This window comes from Mycobacterium intracellulare ATCC 13950 (assembly GCF_000277125.1).
Lineage (GTDB): Bacteria > Actinomycetota > Actinomycetes > Mycobacteriales > Mycobacteriaceae > Mycobacterium > Mycobacterium intracellulare.
In genome coordinates this window covers 2,356,010-2,369,700 of record NC_016946.1, presented here as the reverse complement: position 1 = coordinate 2,369,700, position 13,691 = coordinate 2,356,010, and the positions used below count along the sequence as shown (strand labels likewise).

Genomic DNA, 13,691 nt, shown 5'->3' with positions numbered 1-13,691 from the left:
CCGCGAGCGGATGGGTCCCGGCTGCTCCGAACCGGCCGTGCGGGGACCCCCGTGGGTCTCGGTCCGAAACGGTACTCTCCGCGCGGACCCGACCCGGCTAAACTACCGGAGAAACTCCGACCGGACGTGACCGTTCCAGTGTCGTCTTGACCTCGAAGGCCATTTTCTTGCCCGCCACTCGGCGGCGGTGTGTCATTTTCGCCAGATTCAGCTTGGCCAGCTGCCAGGCCGCCACGCCGGTGGGCTCGGCGTGCAGGAAGTAGTGCAGCACCACCCCGTCCAGCGACGGTTCCAGCCAGACCTCCATGGTCCCCGTCAACGCGCCGGTGACCGACCACCGGATGCCCTTGTCGGCGCGATCCTCGACGACCTGCAGCCGCAGGTCCGGCCACCAGCGGCGCCAACTCGCCCGATCAGCGACCGCGGCGCCCACCCGTGCGCCGTCGGCGGCGACAAACGTCTCATCCGCGATCTGGATGCTGTTCATGCCCACAGCTTCACACACCCGCGTGCGGCGGGCGTCGGGGTCCCGGCCGCACGGACTGTGGCCGTGCAGGCTCGATGCTCGGATTAGGCTGGTCGACAGCAACCCGGGCTGCCGGGAAACGTCACGAGGTCAATTGAGGTCATAAGAGTGCGTGAGTACAGCGTCCCCGCCCGCTTTCCGGTCGACGATGACGACAACATCGCGGCGATGGTCTTCGAGCACGAGCGCGATGACCCGAACTTTGTCATCTACCAACGCCAGGTCGACGGCGAGTGGACCGACGTCACCTGCGCCGAGGCCGCCGGTCAGATCCGCTCTGCCGCACTGGGTTTGATCGCCCTGGGGGTGCAGGCGGGCGACCGGGTGTCGATCTTCTGTGCCACCTGCTACGAATGGGCGATCCTCGACCTGGCCATCCTGGCGGTCGGTGGGGTCACGGTGCCGATCTATGAGACGTCGTCGGCCGAACAGGTGCGCTGGGTGCTGCAGGACTCCGAGGCGGTGCTGGCCTTCGCCGAAACCGACGAGCACGCGGCGATGGTCACCGAGCTGACCGCCGAACTGCCCGCCCTGCGCCGGGTGCTGCACATCAACGGGTCGGGCCCCAAGGCGCTCGACCAGCTCGTCGAGGCCGGCGAGTCGGTGGAACCGGCCGAGCTCACCGCACGCCTGGAGGGCCTGCGGGCCGCGGACCCCGCGACGCTCATCTACACCTCGGGCACCACCGGGCGGCCCAAGGGCTGCCAGCTGACGCACTCCAACCTGCTGTACGAGACCCGCGGCGCCAAGGAGAGCCTGCCGACGCTGCTCGATGAGGGCCAGCGGCTGCTGATCTTCCTGCCCCTGGCCCACGTGCTGGCGCGCTCGCTGACCCTGTCCGCGTTCGCCAACAAGGTGACCGTCGGATTCACCAGCGACATCAAGAACCTGCTGCCGATGTTCGCGGTGTTCAAACCGACGGTGGTGGTGTCGGTTCCGCGGGTGTTCGAGAAGGTTTACAACACGGCGGAGCAAAACGCCGCCAACGACGGCAAGGGGCGCATCTTCGCCATGGCCGTGCAAACCGCCGTCGACTGGAGCGAGGCCTCCGACGGGGGCCGGCGGGGGCCGGTGCTGCGCGCCAAGCATGCGCTGTTCGACCGGCTGGTGTACCGCAAGCTGCGCGCGGCGCTGGGCGGCGACTGCCACGCGTCCGTGTCGGGCGGGGCGCCGCTGGGGTCGCGGCTGGGGCACTTCTACCGGGGCGTCGGCCTGACCATCCATGAGGGCTACGGCCTGACCGAGACCAGCTCCGCGATCACGGTCAACCAGGTCGGCAACGTCAAGATCGGCACGGTCGGAACGTTGTTGCCCGGCAACAGCATGCGCATCGCCGAGGACGGCGAGCTGCTGGTGCGCGGCGGCGTGGTGTTCAGCGGCTACTGGCGCAACGAGCAGGCCACCGCCGACGCGTTCACCGACGGCTGGTTCAAGACCGGCGACCTTGGTGTGCTCGACGACGACGGGTTCCTGAAGATCACCGGGCGCAAGAAGGAGATCATCGTTACCGCGGGCGGCAAGAACGTCGCCCCCGCCGTGCTGGAGGACCGGCTGCGGGCCCATCCGCTGATCAGCCAGGCCATGGTCGTCGGCGACGCCAAGCCGTTCGTCGGCGCGCTGATCACCATTGATCCCGAGGCGTTCGACGGCTGGAAACAGCGCAACCAGAAGGGATCCGGCGCGTCGGTGGCCGATCTGGCCACCGATCCCGACCTCGTCGCCGAGGTGGACGCGGCCATCAAGGACGCGAATCAGGCGGTGTCGCACGCCGAGTCGATCCGCAAGTTCCGCATCCTGCCCGTCGACTTCACCGAGGACACCGGGGAATTGACGCCGACGATGAAGGTCAAGCGCAACGTCGTGGCCGAGAAGTTCACCTCCGACATCGAGGCCATCTACGAAAAGGACTGACCGCGCGCACCGCTAGCCGAGCAGCCCGGCCAGCCGTGTCGCCAGGGTGTCCCAGCGCCACTGGGCCGTCACCCAGTCGCGCCCGGCCGCGCCCATCGCGGCCGCCCGGTCCCGATCCGTCAGCAACTCGGTGACGGCGTCGGCGATCTCGGTCACCGAGCAACCGTCGACGACGAGCCCGGTTTCGTTGTGCCGCACGGTTTCCGGGGCTCCCCCGGACTTTCCGGCGACGACGGGCACGCCACTCGCGGAGGCCTCCAGGAAGACGATGCCCAGTCCCTCGACGTCCAGTCCGGCGCCGCGGGTGCGGCAGGGCATCGCGAACACGTCCGCCAGCGCGTGATGCGTGGGCAGTTCGGCGGCCGGCACGCCGCCGGTGAAGATCACGTCGTCGGCCACCCCACAGTCGCGGGCCAGCGTCCGCAGTGATTCCAGGTAGGGTCCGCCGCCGACGATGACCAGGGCGGCCCCGTCGACGCGTCGCCGGATCGAGGGCAGCGCCTTGATGAGCATGTCCTGGCCCTTGCGGGGCACCAGCCGAGACACGCACACCACCGTGGGCCGCTCGCCCAACCCGTAGCGCCGACGCAACGCGGCACGCCCGGCGGGATCGGGCCGGAACTTGTCGGTGTCCACCCCGGACGGCAGGTATTCCAGCGAAGCCTTGGGCCCGAAGGCGGGTGCGAACCGGGACCGCGTGTAGCGGCTGACGAACGTGACGATGTCGGTGTCGTCGCCGATGCGCCGCAGCACGGACCGCGCGACCGGCAGCATCGACCAGCCGACCTCGTGGCCGTGCGTGCTGGCCACCACCCGCTTCGCCCCCGCGCCCCGCGCTCGCCGGGCCAGCAGCGCCAGCGGCGCGGCCGCCCCGAACCAGACGGTCTCGATGCCGTCGTCGGCGATCAGCCGCCGCATCCGGGCGTCGACCGCCCGGCCGGGCAGCATCAGGGTGCCCGGATCGCGCACCACGCGGTAGCCGGCCGCCTCGTCGTAGGCATCGGAGCCCTTCCAGTGCGGCGCGTACACCGTCACCGAATGCGACCCGGCCTCGACGAGTCGGCCGACGAACTCACCGAGGTACGACTGGATGCCGCCCGGGCGGGGCGGAAAGTCGTTGGTTACCAGCAGGACCCGACTCACCTGCGACAGGCTAGCGTGGCGGCGGCGCCGTGCGTGCACACGGCCCGGTGCGTCGTTAGTGGGTCAGCCACTGGCGCCAGGCGGTGAGCAGGCCCGCCTCGCTGGTGTCCAGCACGTCGTGGGCGGCGGTCGCCATGTCGGCGCGCCTGAGGCCGCAGGTCGCCAGGTAGAGATCGTGCAGCTTCGGCGCCCCGAAGGTGTCGGCCACGAACCGGGCGAACCACCAGGCGCGGTCATAGGCCAGCGAGCGCGGCGCCCCCGGCACATCCAGGTCGGCGTCCGACGGCAGCGTCATGGGCAGCAACCCCTCCTTGGGCACCGGCGTCGGGGGGCGGCCGACGAAGTCGGCGACGCCCTCGGTGAGCCAGCGGGGCGCGTCGGCAACGGTGTCCGCGCGTGCGGCGTAGTGAAAAAGCTCGTGGGCCAACACGATTCGCAGGGACGCCGCGCTCATGTTGGCCGCACCCGGCGCGAACACGATCCGCTGGCCCAGGGCGACCCGGCGAACGGGATCGATCCGGTCGGAGACCGTCGCGGCGGCGATGTCGGCCCACTGCGCCGCCGGTCCCCCGCCGGCGGCGGCGCGAAATTCCTCGTCGGTGCCGGCCGCGACGATCGAGATTTCCCGTGGCCAGTCGAGGCCCCAGAACGCCTCCACGGCGCCGATCGCGGCGCCCATGTCCGAGGCCACCCGAAACAACAGGCGCTCGCTGGACGGGCCGCCGAGGCCCAGCAGCCGGACGGTGCGGTCGCCGACGACGATCGACTTCGTCGAGGCGCTGGCCTGGCTGCGCGCGGGCGTGATCAGCTGCGGGGGCCGGATCCGGCTGCTGCGTTCGGCGTCGAACGGCACGGCCGCGGCCACGATCAATTCGACGACGAAGACCCAGGCCAGCAGTAGCGGAAGCCGCCGACGCAGCGTGGAGTGTCTAGTAACGGCGGGCGTCGTAGATCGGGCCCGAGGAGTTCATCGGCACGACCTGTACCGGCACACCGTAGGTGGAGGAATGGATCATCATGCCGTCACCGATGTACAGGCCGGCATGCGAGGCGTCGGAGTAGAAGGTGAGCACGTCACCGGGCTGCAGGTCCGACAGCGAAACGGGTTGACCGCCGTGGGCCATCGCCTGGCTGGAGTGCGGCAACGAGATGCCGGCTTGCTGGAACGCCCACATCACCAGTCCGGAGCAGTCGAATCCGCCGGGCGCGGCGCCGCCCCATACGTAGGACGAGCCGACCTGGGTCAGCGCGGCCTGCACGACGGTGGCACGGTCACCGCCGCCGACCCCACCGCCGGGAGCCATACCGGGCATGCCGCCTGGAGGCGGGGCCTCACCCGGCGCCTGCCCGGGTCCTGGGGGTGCCGCTTCCGGCGCCGGGGCACCGGGCGCCGGCGGCGCCGCCGCGGGGACGGCGGCGGGTGCGGGATTGGCCAGCGCGGTGCGCTGGTCGGCGGTCAACGACATGTATTGCGACTTGACCACCGCGATCTGCACCTGCAGCTGACTTTGCTTGGACTGCAAGCTCGCTCGCACCGCGGCGGCCTGCTCGGCCGCGCTCTTGGCGTCGGCGGCGGACTTCGCGGACTCCCGCTCGGCCTTGGCGGCCTGCTCGCCGGCGATGCGGTAGCTCTTCATCTGGCTGGCCATCTGCGTGGCCATCACGCGTTGCACCGCGAGCTTGTCGATCAGCCCCTGCGGCGAACCGGCGGTCAGGATGGCCTGCATGCCGTCGACGCGACCACCCATGTACGCCGCCGCGGCCAGGTTGTTGACGGAGTTCTGGTACGACGCCAGATGGGCCTTCGCCGCGTCGACGGCGGCCTGGTCGTCGTTGTGCTTCTTGTCGGCGGCACGCTGGGCGGCCAGCTTGTCATTCAGGTCGAGCTGGGCGCTGTGCATCGCCTCGGTGGTCTGCTCCGCCTGGCGCGACAGCTCGTTGAGTTTTGCCATGGCGTCCTGGGCCGGGTCCGCCCACGAGGGGGCGATCACCACACTGCACAGAATCGCGAAGCCAGCTAGCGTCCCTAGGGCCGAACGTGTCAGGACACGCGCAACCAGGCAACTAGAATCAAGCCTCAAGATTTGCTTCCTTAAACGGCCATCGACGAACACTGGTCGTCGAGCGGGTTTAGGTCTCAAACAGGTTACGAAACGATATCGGCGTTTGTCCAAAGCGGGCGGTTAAGAAATTAGAAAGAATTCTGTCATTTTCATGTGATCCATTCCGCCTGACCGAGGGCCGTTGGCGGACAAGGCATTTACGCTACACCAGATCCGCGGTCCCGACGAATCGGCACCAGACGAAGTCGCGGAGCCAGGCCGACCTCGGCGAGAACCTCCAATGCCGCTTGTTCGTCCTGCAATAAAGTATCCGGGACCCCGAGTATCACGCTGACCACGCAGTCGCGGCATCCGGGTCCGCGCACCGCGCAGTCGTCACAGTCGATCACCACCGGCGCGCCCGGCTCGGGCGGCGGCATGGCGACGTCGGTGGGTCCAGTTCTTGGTGCCATCGGGATCGGTCCTCTCGGTCTGGCTCCGACGAACATCACGCCGGTCTGCCCGAACGGTAACCGCGGGCACCGACATCTCCCCGGGGCCGCGGCGTGGGACGCCGCGGATGTCAGCCGTCGTGCTTAACGTCACCCCCGTGACTGCACGCGGGGCGACTCAGCTGAGCTTCGCCGACGTGGGATCACCCTTCACGCCCGACGAACTCTCGTTGCGCGACACCACCTTCGTCGTGGTGGACCTCGAGACCACCGGCGGACGCACCAAATCCGCCGCGGGAACCGAGCCGGACGCCATCACCGAAATCGGGGCGGTCAAGGTGCGCGGCGGCGTGGTGCTCGGCGAGTTCGCCACGCTGATCGATCCGCAGCGCAGCATCCCGCCCCAGGTCGTGCGGCTGACCGGCATCACCACGGCCATGGTGTCCGACGCGCCGACCATCGACGCCGTGCTGCCGATGTTTTTGGAGTTCGCCCGCTTGGATCAGGGGGCCGTGCTGGTCGCGCACAACGCCGGTTTCGACATCGGCTTCGTGCGGGCCGCCGCGCAGCGGTGCGACATCGCCTGGCCGCGGCCGCAGGTGCTGTGCACGGTGCGGTTGGCCCGCCGGGTGCTCAGCCGCGAGGAGGCGCCCAGCGTGCGGCTGGCGTCGCTGGCGCGGCTGTTCGCCGTCACCACCCAGCCCACCCACCGCGCCCTCGACGACGCACGCGCCACCGTCGACGTGCTGCACGCCCTCATCGAACGCGTGGGCAACCAGGGCGTGCACACCTACGCCGACCTGCGCTCCTATCTGCCCGACGTGGCACCGGCCCAGCGCCGCAAACGCGTGCTCGCCGACGGGCTCCCGCACCGCCCGGGTGTCTATTTGTTCCGCGGGCCGTCGGACGAGGTGCTCTACATCGGCACCGCGGTCGACCTGCGGCGGCGGGTCTTGCAGTACTTCACCGGCGCCGATCCGCGCGGCCGCATGAAGGAGATGGTCACGCTGGCCTGCGCGGTCGACCATGTCGAGTGCGCCCACGCGCTGGAGGCCGGTGTGCGCGAGCTGCGGCTGCTGGCCGCGCACGCCCCGCCGTACAACCGGCGATCCCGGTTCCCGCAGCGCTGGTGGTGGGTGGCGCTGACCGACGAGGCCTTCCCCCGCCTGGCGGTGGTGCGCGCCCCGCGCCACGACCGCGCCGTCGGCCCGTTCCAGGCGCGCGCCGACGCCGCCGACACCGCCGCCCTGCTGTCCCGCTTCACCGGGCTGCGCACCTGCACGAACCGGTTGGGGCGCACGGCATTACACGGACCGCTGTGCGCCGAGGCGGAGGTCTCACCGTGCCCGGCCGCCCGCGACGTCACCGCCACCCAATACGCCGCGGCCGTCGCGCGCATGGCGGCGTTGGTCGACGGCGCGGACAACGCCGCCCTGACGTCCGCCGTGGCCCAGGTCGCCGCCCTCGCCGAGCGGCGTCACTTCGAGAGCGCCGCGCGGCTGCGCGACCGCACCGCCGCCGCGGTCGAGACGCTGTGGCGCGGTCAGCGGCTGCGTGCCCTGGTCGCCCTGCCCGAGCTGGTCGCCGCCGCGCCCGACGGCCAGGGCGGCTATCACCTCGCCGTCATCCGCCACGGCCAACTCGCCGCCGCGGGCAACGCCCCAAGGGGGGTGCCGCCGATGCCGGTCGTCGACGCGATTACCGCTGGGGCACAAGCGATTCTGCCCGCGCCGGCCCCGCTGGGCGGGGCGCTGGTCGAGGAGACCGCGCTGATCGCGCGCTGGCTGGGCGCTCCCGGCGTGCGCATCGTTCGGGTCCAGGCAACCGGGGACGGCGCGGGCTGGGCGTCCCCGCTGCGATCGGCCGGCGGGTGGGCGGCGTGGGCGGAGGCGGCCCGCTCGGCGCGGCTGGCCGCCGAGCAAGCCCTGCGCGATTCAGACCTGCTGGCCGAACCGCACCCAACGCGCGAGCAGCTGTTCGGCCGCGCCGGAGTCGATGGCCTTGCCGGCGCGGGCCAACCCGTCCTCCCACGCCGGCAGCCATTCGGCGCGACTGGATAACCCGGCGTGGGCCACGATCGCGCCGGCGGCGTTGAGGACGACGGCGTCGCGCACCGGGCCCTTGGCGCCGGCCAGCACCGCACGCACCTCCGCGGCGTTGGCCTGCGCGTCGCCGCCCAACAGGTCGTCGAGGTCGGCGCGGGGAAAGCCGAACCCGGCCGGATCGAACGTCAGCCGGTCCACGGTGCCGGCCTGCACCCGCCAGATCGTGCTGGTGGTCGTGGTCGTCAACTCGTCGAGCCCGTCGTCGCCGTGCACCACCAGCACGCTGGAGCGGCGGGCCGCGAACACCCCGGCCATCACCTCGGCCAGGTCGGCGAACGCGCAGCCGATCAATCCGGCCCGGGGCCGGGCCGGATTGGTAAGCGGCCCAAGGAGATTGAACACCGTCGGCACGCCGAGCTCGCGGCGCACCGCGGAAGTGTGCCGGTACGACGGGTGGAACAACGGCGCGAAGCAGAACCCGATGCCGACCTCGGCGAGGCTGCGCGCCACCTCGTCGGGTCCGAAGTCGATGCGGATGTCGAGCGCCTCGAGCGTGTCGGCGCCACCGGACAACGACGAGGCCGCCCGGTTGCCGTGTTTGACCACCGGCACACCCGCGGCCGCCGTCACGATCGCCGCCATCGTGGACAGGTTCACGGTGTTGACGCCGTCGCCGCCGGTTCCGACGATGTCGACGGTGTCCTCGGGCATACCGGAATCGGGCATCGGCAGCGCGTGGCCGAGCATGACCTCGGCCAGCTCGATCACCTCGGCCGACGTGGGCACCTTCACCTGCATCGCCACCGCGAAGGCCGCGATCTGGGCGGCGCTCGCCGCGCCGGTCATGATCTGGTCCATGGCCCAGGCGGCCTGGCCGCGGGTCAGGTCCTGACCGCCCGTCAGCCGGCCCAGCACCCGCGGCCACGACGTCGCGGACCCGCCGGACGGCGAAACCTCAGATGACAAAGCCACGCGCCGATGGTCCCACGAGCACCACAGCGGCCCCAACCGTCGGCCGCGGGCGGCCCGAACACACGCGCGCGCGACGCGCGAGGCATCAAATTGCGCCCCGGGTGGAGATCAACAACTACAAAGCGTCATACTTGCGGATGTGACCAGCGCTGTCGGGACCTCAGGTACTGCAATCACGTCGCGCGTTCATTCGCTGAATCGACCCAACATGGTCAGTGTCGGCACCATCGTCTGGCTCTCCAGCGAGTTGATGTTCTTTGCCGGCCTGTTCGCGATGTACTTCACCGCGCGTGCCCAATCCGGCGGAAAATGGCCGCCGCCGCCGACCGAGCTCAACCTGTACCAGGCCGTCCCCGTGACGTTGGTGCTGATCGCGTCGTCGTTCACCTGCCAGATGGGCGTGTTCGCGGCCGAGCGCGGTGACGTGTTCGGGCTGCGCCGCTGGTACGTCATCACCTTCCTGATGGGCCTGTTCTTCGTTTGCGGGCAGGGGTATGAGTACTTCCACCTGGCGACCCACGGGACCACCATTCCCGGCAGCGCCTACGGCAGCGTGTTCTATCTGGCCACCGGGTTCCACGGCCTGCACGTGACCGGCGGCCTGGTCGCCTTCATCTTCTTGCTGGCCCGCACCGCGATGAGCAAGTTCACGCCGGCGCAGGCTACGGCCAGCATCGTCGTCTCGTACTACTGGCATTTCGTCGACATCGTGTGGATCGCACTGTTCACCGTGATCTATTTCATCCGATGAGCAGGCGCTGGACGAACAGGAGTGCTCGGTTGAAGAAACTGGGGTCTACCCGATCCGGTTCGCGGCTTCCTCAGTCGCACCAGGGGCAGCGTGACCGTTCGCGACGGCGGTTGCGCCGCCGCTTGTCGGGCGGCCTGCTGCTGCTGATCGCGCTGACCATCGCCGGTGGTGTGGCCGCCGTCCTGACCCCCCGCCCGCAGGTGGCCGTCGCGGACGAGTCGAACTCGGCGCTGCTGCGGACCGGCAAGCAGCTGTTCGACACGTCGTGCGTGTCCTGCCACGGCGCCAACCTGCAGGGCGTGCCCGATCGCGGGCCGAGCTTGATCGGCGTCGGCGAGGAAGCCGTCTACTTCCAGGTGTCCACCGGCCGGATGCCGGCGATGACCGGCGAGGCGCAGGCGCCCCGCAAGGAACCGATCTTCGACGAGGGCCAGATCGACGCCCTGGGCGCCTACGTGCAGGCCAACGGCGGCGGCCCGACGACCGTGCGCAACCCCGACGGCAGCCTGGCGATGCACTCGCTGCGCGGCGAGGACCTCGGCCGCGGCGGTGACCTGTTCCGGCTCAACTGCTCGTCCTGCCACAACTTCACCGGCAAGGGCGGGGCGCTGTCGTCCGGCAAGTACGCGCCGGACCTGGAGCCCGCCAACGAGCAGCAGATCCTGGCGGCCATGCGGACCGGTCCGCAGAACATGCCGAAGTTCTCCGACCGCCAGCTGTCCTTCGAGGCCAAGAAGGACATCATCGGCTACATCAAGGCGGTGACCGAAGAGCGTCAGCCGGGCGGCTACGGCCTCGGCGGATTCGGACCCGCGCCCGAGGGGATGGCCGCCTGGATCATCGGGATGGTCGCCGCGATCGGGCTGGCACTGTGGATTGGGGCACGGGCATGAGCGACTCAGCTGACCACGGAAACGTTCGCGGCTCGGACACCGGCGGAAACCCGCACGGCACCGGCGAGCGGGAGCCCGACGACGCCGCGCTGGCCGCGATGTCTCAACAGGAGCTGGTGGCGCTGGGCGGCAAGCTCGACGGCGTCGAGACCGTGTTCAAGGAAAACCGTTGGCCGGTCGAGGGCACCAAAGCCGAGAAGCGCGCCGAGCGTGGCGTTGCCCTGTGGCTTTTGCTGGGCGGCGGCGGTTTCGGGCTGGCGCTGCTGCTGATCTTTTTGTTCTGGCCGTGGGAGTACAAGCCCAAGGAGGCCGCGGACAGCTGGCTCTACTCGCTGACCACCCCGCTGTACGGCCTGACCTTCGGGATGTCGATCCTGTCGATCGGGATCGGCACCATCCTGTACCAGAAACGCTTTATCCCCGAAGAGATTTCGATTCAGGACCGGCACGACGGCGCCTCCCGCGACGTCGACCGCAAGACCGTCGTGGCGAACCTGGCCGACGCCTACAGCGGCTCCACCATCGGGCGGCGCAAGCTGGTCGGGCTGTCGCTGGGCGTGGGGCTGGGCGCGTTCGGCCTGTCCACGTTGGTGGCGTTTGCCGGCGGCCTGATCAAGAACCCGTGGAAGCCGGTGGTGCAGACCGCCAACGGCAAGAAGGCGGTGCTGTTCACCTCCGACTGGACCCCGCGCTACCACGGCGAGACCATCTACCTGGCGCGCGCCACCGGCAGCTTCGCCGGGTCGCCGTTCGTCAAGATGCGGCCCGAGGACATCGACGCCGGCGGCATGGAAACCGTCTTCCCGTGGCGGGAGTCCGACGGTGACGGCACCACCCCGGAGTCGCAGGAAAAGCTGCGCGCGATCAACCAGGGCGTGCGTAATCCCGTGATGCTCATCCGGATTCGCCCCACCGACATGCACCGTGTGGTCAAGCGGCAGGGCCAGGAGAGCTTCAACTTCGGCGAGCTGTTCGCCTACACGAAGGTCTGCTCGCACCTGGGCTGCCCCGCGTCGCTCTACGAGGAGCAGTCCTACCGAATCTTGTGCCCTTGCCACCAGTCGCAGTTCGACGCGCTGCACTTCGCCAAGCCGATCTTCGGGCCGGCGGCGCGTGCGTTGGCGCAACTGCCGATCACCATCGACACCAACGGGTATCTGGTCGCCAACGGTGACTTCATCGAGCCCGTCGGACCGGCATTCTGGGAGAGGACGACATCATGAGTCCCAAACTGAGTCCCCCGAAGATCGGCGACGTCCTGGCCCGCCAGGGCGAGGACATCGATACGCGCTATCACCCCTCGGCTGCCGTACGCAGACAGCTCAACAAGGTGTTCCCCACCCACTGGTCGTTCCTGCTGGGCGAGATCGCGATGTACAGCTTCATCGTGTTGCTGCTCACCGGGGTGTACCTGACGCTGTTCTTCGACCCGTCCATGGGCGAGGTCACCTACAACGGCGCCTACCAGCCGCTGCGCGGGGTGGACATGTCGAAGGCGTTCGCGTCGACCCTCGACATCTCCTTCGAGGTGCGCGGCGGCCTGTTCGTTCGTCAGGTCCACCACTGGGCCGCGCTGATCTTCTCGGCGTCGATCATGGTGCACCTGGCCCGCATCTTCTTCACCGGCGCGTTCCGTCGGCCGCGCGAGGCCAACTGGGTCATCGGTTCGCTGCTGCTGATCCTGGCCATGTTCGAGGGCTACTTCGGCTACTCGCTGCCCGACGACCTGTTGTCGGGCATCGGGTTGCGCGCGGCCCTGTCCTCGATCACGTTGGGCATGCCGGTGATCGGCACCTGGCTGCACTGGGCCCTGTTCGGCGGTGACTTCCCCTGCGGCGGCGTCGGAAACGAATGCGCCACAGCGGGTTACATCATCCCCCGCATGTATGCCCTGCACATCCTGCTGCTGCCCGGCATCATCCTGGCGCTGATCGGGCTGCACCTGGCCATGGTGTGGTTCCAGAAGCACACCCAGTTCCCCGGACCGGGCCGCACCGAGCACAACGTGGTCGGCGTGCGGGTGATGCCGGTGTTCGCCGTGAAGTCCGGCGCGTTCTTCGCCGCGATCGTCGGCGTGCTGGGTCTGCTCGGCGGTCTGCTGCAGATCAACCCGATCTGGAACCTGGGGCCCTACAAGCCATCTCACGTCTCGGCGGGCTCGCAGCCGGACTTCTACATGATGTGGACCGAAGGCCTGGCCCGTATCTGGCCGCCATGGGAGTTCTACTTCTGGCACCACACCATCCCGGCGGTGGTCTGGGTGGCGCTGATCATGGGCGGGGTCTTCATCCTGCTGATCATCTACCCGTTCCTGGAGAAGCGGTTCAGCGGTGACTACGCGCACCACAACCTGCTGCAGCGCCCGCGCGACGTGCCGGTGCGCACGTCGATCGGCGCGATGGCGATCGCGTTCTACATGGTGCTCACGCTGAGCGCGATGAACGACATCATCGCGTTCAAGTTCGACATCTCGCTGAACGCGACGACGTGGATCGGCCGCATCGGCATGGTGATCGTCCCGCCGATCGTCTACTTCGTCACCTACCGGTGGTGCATCGGGCTGCAGCGCAGCGACCGCGCGGTGCTCGAGCACGGCATCGAGACCGGCATCATCAAGCGGCTGCCGCACGGTGCCTACATCGAGCTGCACCAGCCGCTGGGCCCGGTCGACGACCACGGCCACCCGCTGCCGCTCGAGTACCAGGGCGCGGCGCTGCCCAAGAAGATGAACAAGCTGGGCTCGGCCGGGACGCCGGGCAGCGGCAGCTTCATGTTCGCCGATCCGGCGTCCGAGGACGCGGCGTTGCGGGAGGCGGCGCACCGCTCCGAGCAGCGTGCCCTGACCGCGCTGCGCGAACACCAGGACAGCCTCAACGGTTCGACGAACGGTTCGTCCAACGGCTCGACCAACGGCGAGCACTGACCCGCTCAGCCCGGCTCCCCATCGGCCCCCTGG

The 13,691-nt window shown here is 69.5% G+C and carries 11 protein-coding genes and 1 pseudogene; 6 read left to right on the top strand and 6 right to left on the bottom strand.

Annotation, left to right across the window (positions count from 1 at the left end; genetic code table 11):
- Window positions 1-97: 97 nt before the first annotated feature.
- Complete coding sequence (locus OCU_RS36080; RefSeq protein ID WP_009953492.1) at window positions 98-487, bottom strand: hypothetical protein; 390 nt, start codon at window positions 485-487, stop codon at window positions 98-100.
- Window positions 488-634: 147 nt separating this feature from the next.
- Between OCU_RS36080 and OCU_RS36075 the strand changes: the two genes are divergently transcribed.
- The gene (locus OCU_RS36075; RefSeq protein WP_014379960.1) at window positions 635-2,437 is read left to right on the top strand and encodes an AMP-dependent synthetase/ligase; all 1,803 of its coding nucleotides are present in this window, start codon (window positions 635-637) and stop codon (window positions 2,435-2,437) included.
- 12 nt (window positions 2,438-2,449) lie between these two features.
- On the opposite strand, the gene pimB is transcribed toward OCU_RS36075, so the two are convergent.
- From pimB to OCU_RS50415, 4 genes are all read right to left on the bottom strand, one after another.
- Complete coding sequence (pimB, locus tag OCU_RS36070) at window positions 2,450-3,580, bottom strand: GDP-mannose-dependent alpha-(1-6)-phosphatidylinositol monomannoside mannosyltransferase (protein ID WP_009953493.1); 1,131 nt, start codon at window positions 3,578-3,580, stop codon at window positions 2,450-2,452.
- 55 nt (window positions 3,581-3,635) lie between these two features.
- A complete protein-coding gene (locus OCU_RS36065; RefSeq protein ID WP_009953495.1) occupies window positions 3,636-4,451 on the bottom strand; it encodes a DUF4157 domain-containing protein in 816 nt (271 codons plus the stop codon).
- Window positions 4,452-4,509: 58 nt separating this feature from the next.
- The gene (gene ripC, locus OCU_RS36060) at window positions 4,510-5,661 is read right to left on the bottom strand and encodes a peptidoglycan hydrolase RipC (protein ID WP_041787051.1); all 1,152 of its coding nucleotides are present in this window, start codon (window positions 5,659-5,661) and stop codon (window positions 4,510-4,512) included.
- 179 nt (window positions 5,662-5,840) lie between these two features.
- On the bottom strand, window positions 5,841-6,095 hold the full coding sequence (locus OCU_RS50415; RefSeq protein WP_263646885.1) for a hypothetical protein: 255 nt from the start codon (window positions 6,093-6,095) through the stop codon (window positions 5,841-5,843).
- A gap of 107 nt (window positions 6,096-6,202) precedes the next feature.
- Between OCU_RS50415 and OCU_RS36055 the strand changes: the two are divergent.
- Window positions 6,203-8,071 (top strand): annotated as a pseudogene (locus OCU_RS36055) (DEDD exonuclease domain-containing protein); the annotation flags it as partial.
- Here the strand turns inward: OCU_RS36055 and trpD are convergent.
- Window positions 8,009-9,091: an anthranilate phosphoribosyltransferase gene (gene trpD, locus OCU_RS51660; protein ID WP_050782818.1), complete on the bottom strand. Its 1,083-nt coding sequence runs from the start codon at window positions 9,089-9,091 to the stop codon at window positions 8,009-8,011. The pseudogene OCU_RS36055 and the gene trpD sit on opposite strands and share 63 nt — an antisense overlap.
- A 139-nt stretch (window positions 9,092-9,230) precedes the next feature.
- Here trpD and ctaE point away from each other — a divergent pair, with 139 nt between their 5' ends.
- From ctaE to qcrB, 4 genes are read left to right on the top strand one after another with little or no spacing between them, the layout of a single operon-like run.
- Window positions 9,231-9,842, top strand: coding sequence for an aa3-type cytochrome oxidase subunit III (gene ctaE, locus OCU_RS36050; RefSeq protein ID WP_008256075.1), 612 nt, complete (start codon window positions 9,231-9,233; stop codon window positions 9,840-9,842).
- A 29-nt stretch (window positions 9,843-9,871) separates the two neighbouring features.
- A complete protein-coding gene (gene qcrC / locus OCU_RS36045; RefSeq protein ID WP_026071573.1) occupies window positions 9,872-10,735 on the top strand; it encodes a cytochrome bc1 complex diheme cytochrome c subunit in 864 nt (287 codons plus the stop codon).
- The gene (qcrA, locus tag OCU_RS36040; RefSeq protein WP_008256067.1) at window positions 10,732-11,958 is read left to right on the top strand and encodes a cytochrome bc1 complex Rieske iron-sulfur subunit; all 1,227 of its coding nucleotides are present in this window, start codon (window positions 10,732-10,734) and stop codon (window positions 11,956-11,958) included. The genes qcrC and qcrA overlap by 4 nt, the downstream gene beginning before the upstream one ends.
- Window positions 11,955-13,658 carry a cytochrome bc1 complex cytochrome b subunit gene (qcrB, locus tag OCU_RS36035; RefSeq protein ID WP_009957144.1) on the top strand — a complete coding sequence of 568 codons (1,704 nt, stop codon included), beginning with the start codon at window positions 11,955-11,957 and terminating at the stop codon, window positions 13,656-13,658. The genes qcrA and qcrB overlap by 4 nt, the downstream gene beginning before the upstream one ends.
- Window positions 13,659-13,691: the final 33 nt, after the last annotated feature.

What these genes read in the sequence shown, in the direction of transcription:
- OCU_RS36080 (WP_009953492.1), bottom strand. Translation starts at nt 487, where the DNA reads ATGAACAGCATCCAGATCGCGGATGAGACGTTTGTCGCCGCCGACGGC.
- OCU_RS50415 (WP_263646885.1), bottom strand. Translation starts at nt 6,095, where the DNA reads ATGGCACCAAGAACTGGACCCACCGACGTCGCCATGCCGCCGCCCGAG.
- qcrA (WP_008256067.1), top strand. Translation starts at nt 10,732, where the DNA reads ATGAGCGACTCAGCTGACCACGGAAACGTTCGCGGCTCGGACACCGGC.
- qcrB (WP_009957144.1), top strand. Translation starts at nt 11,955, where the DNA reads ATGAGTCCCAAACTGAGTCCCCCGAAGATCGGCGACGTCCTGGCCCGC.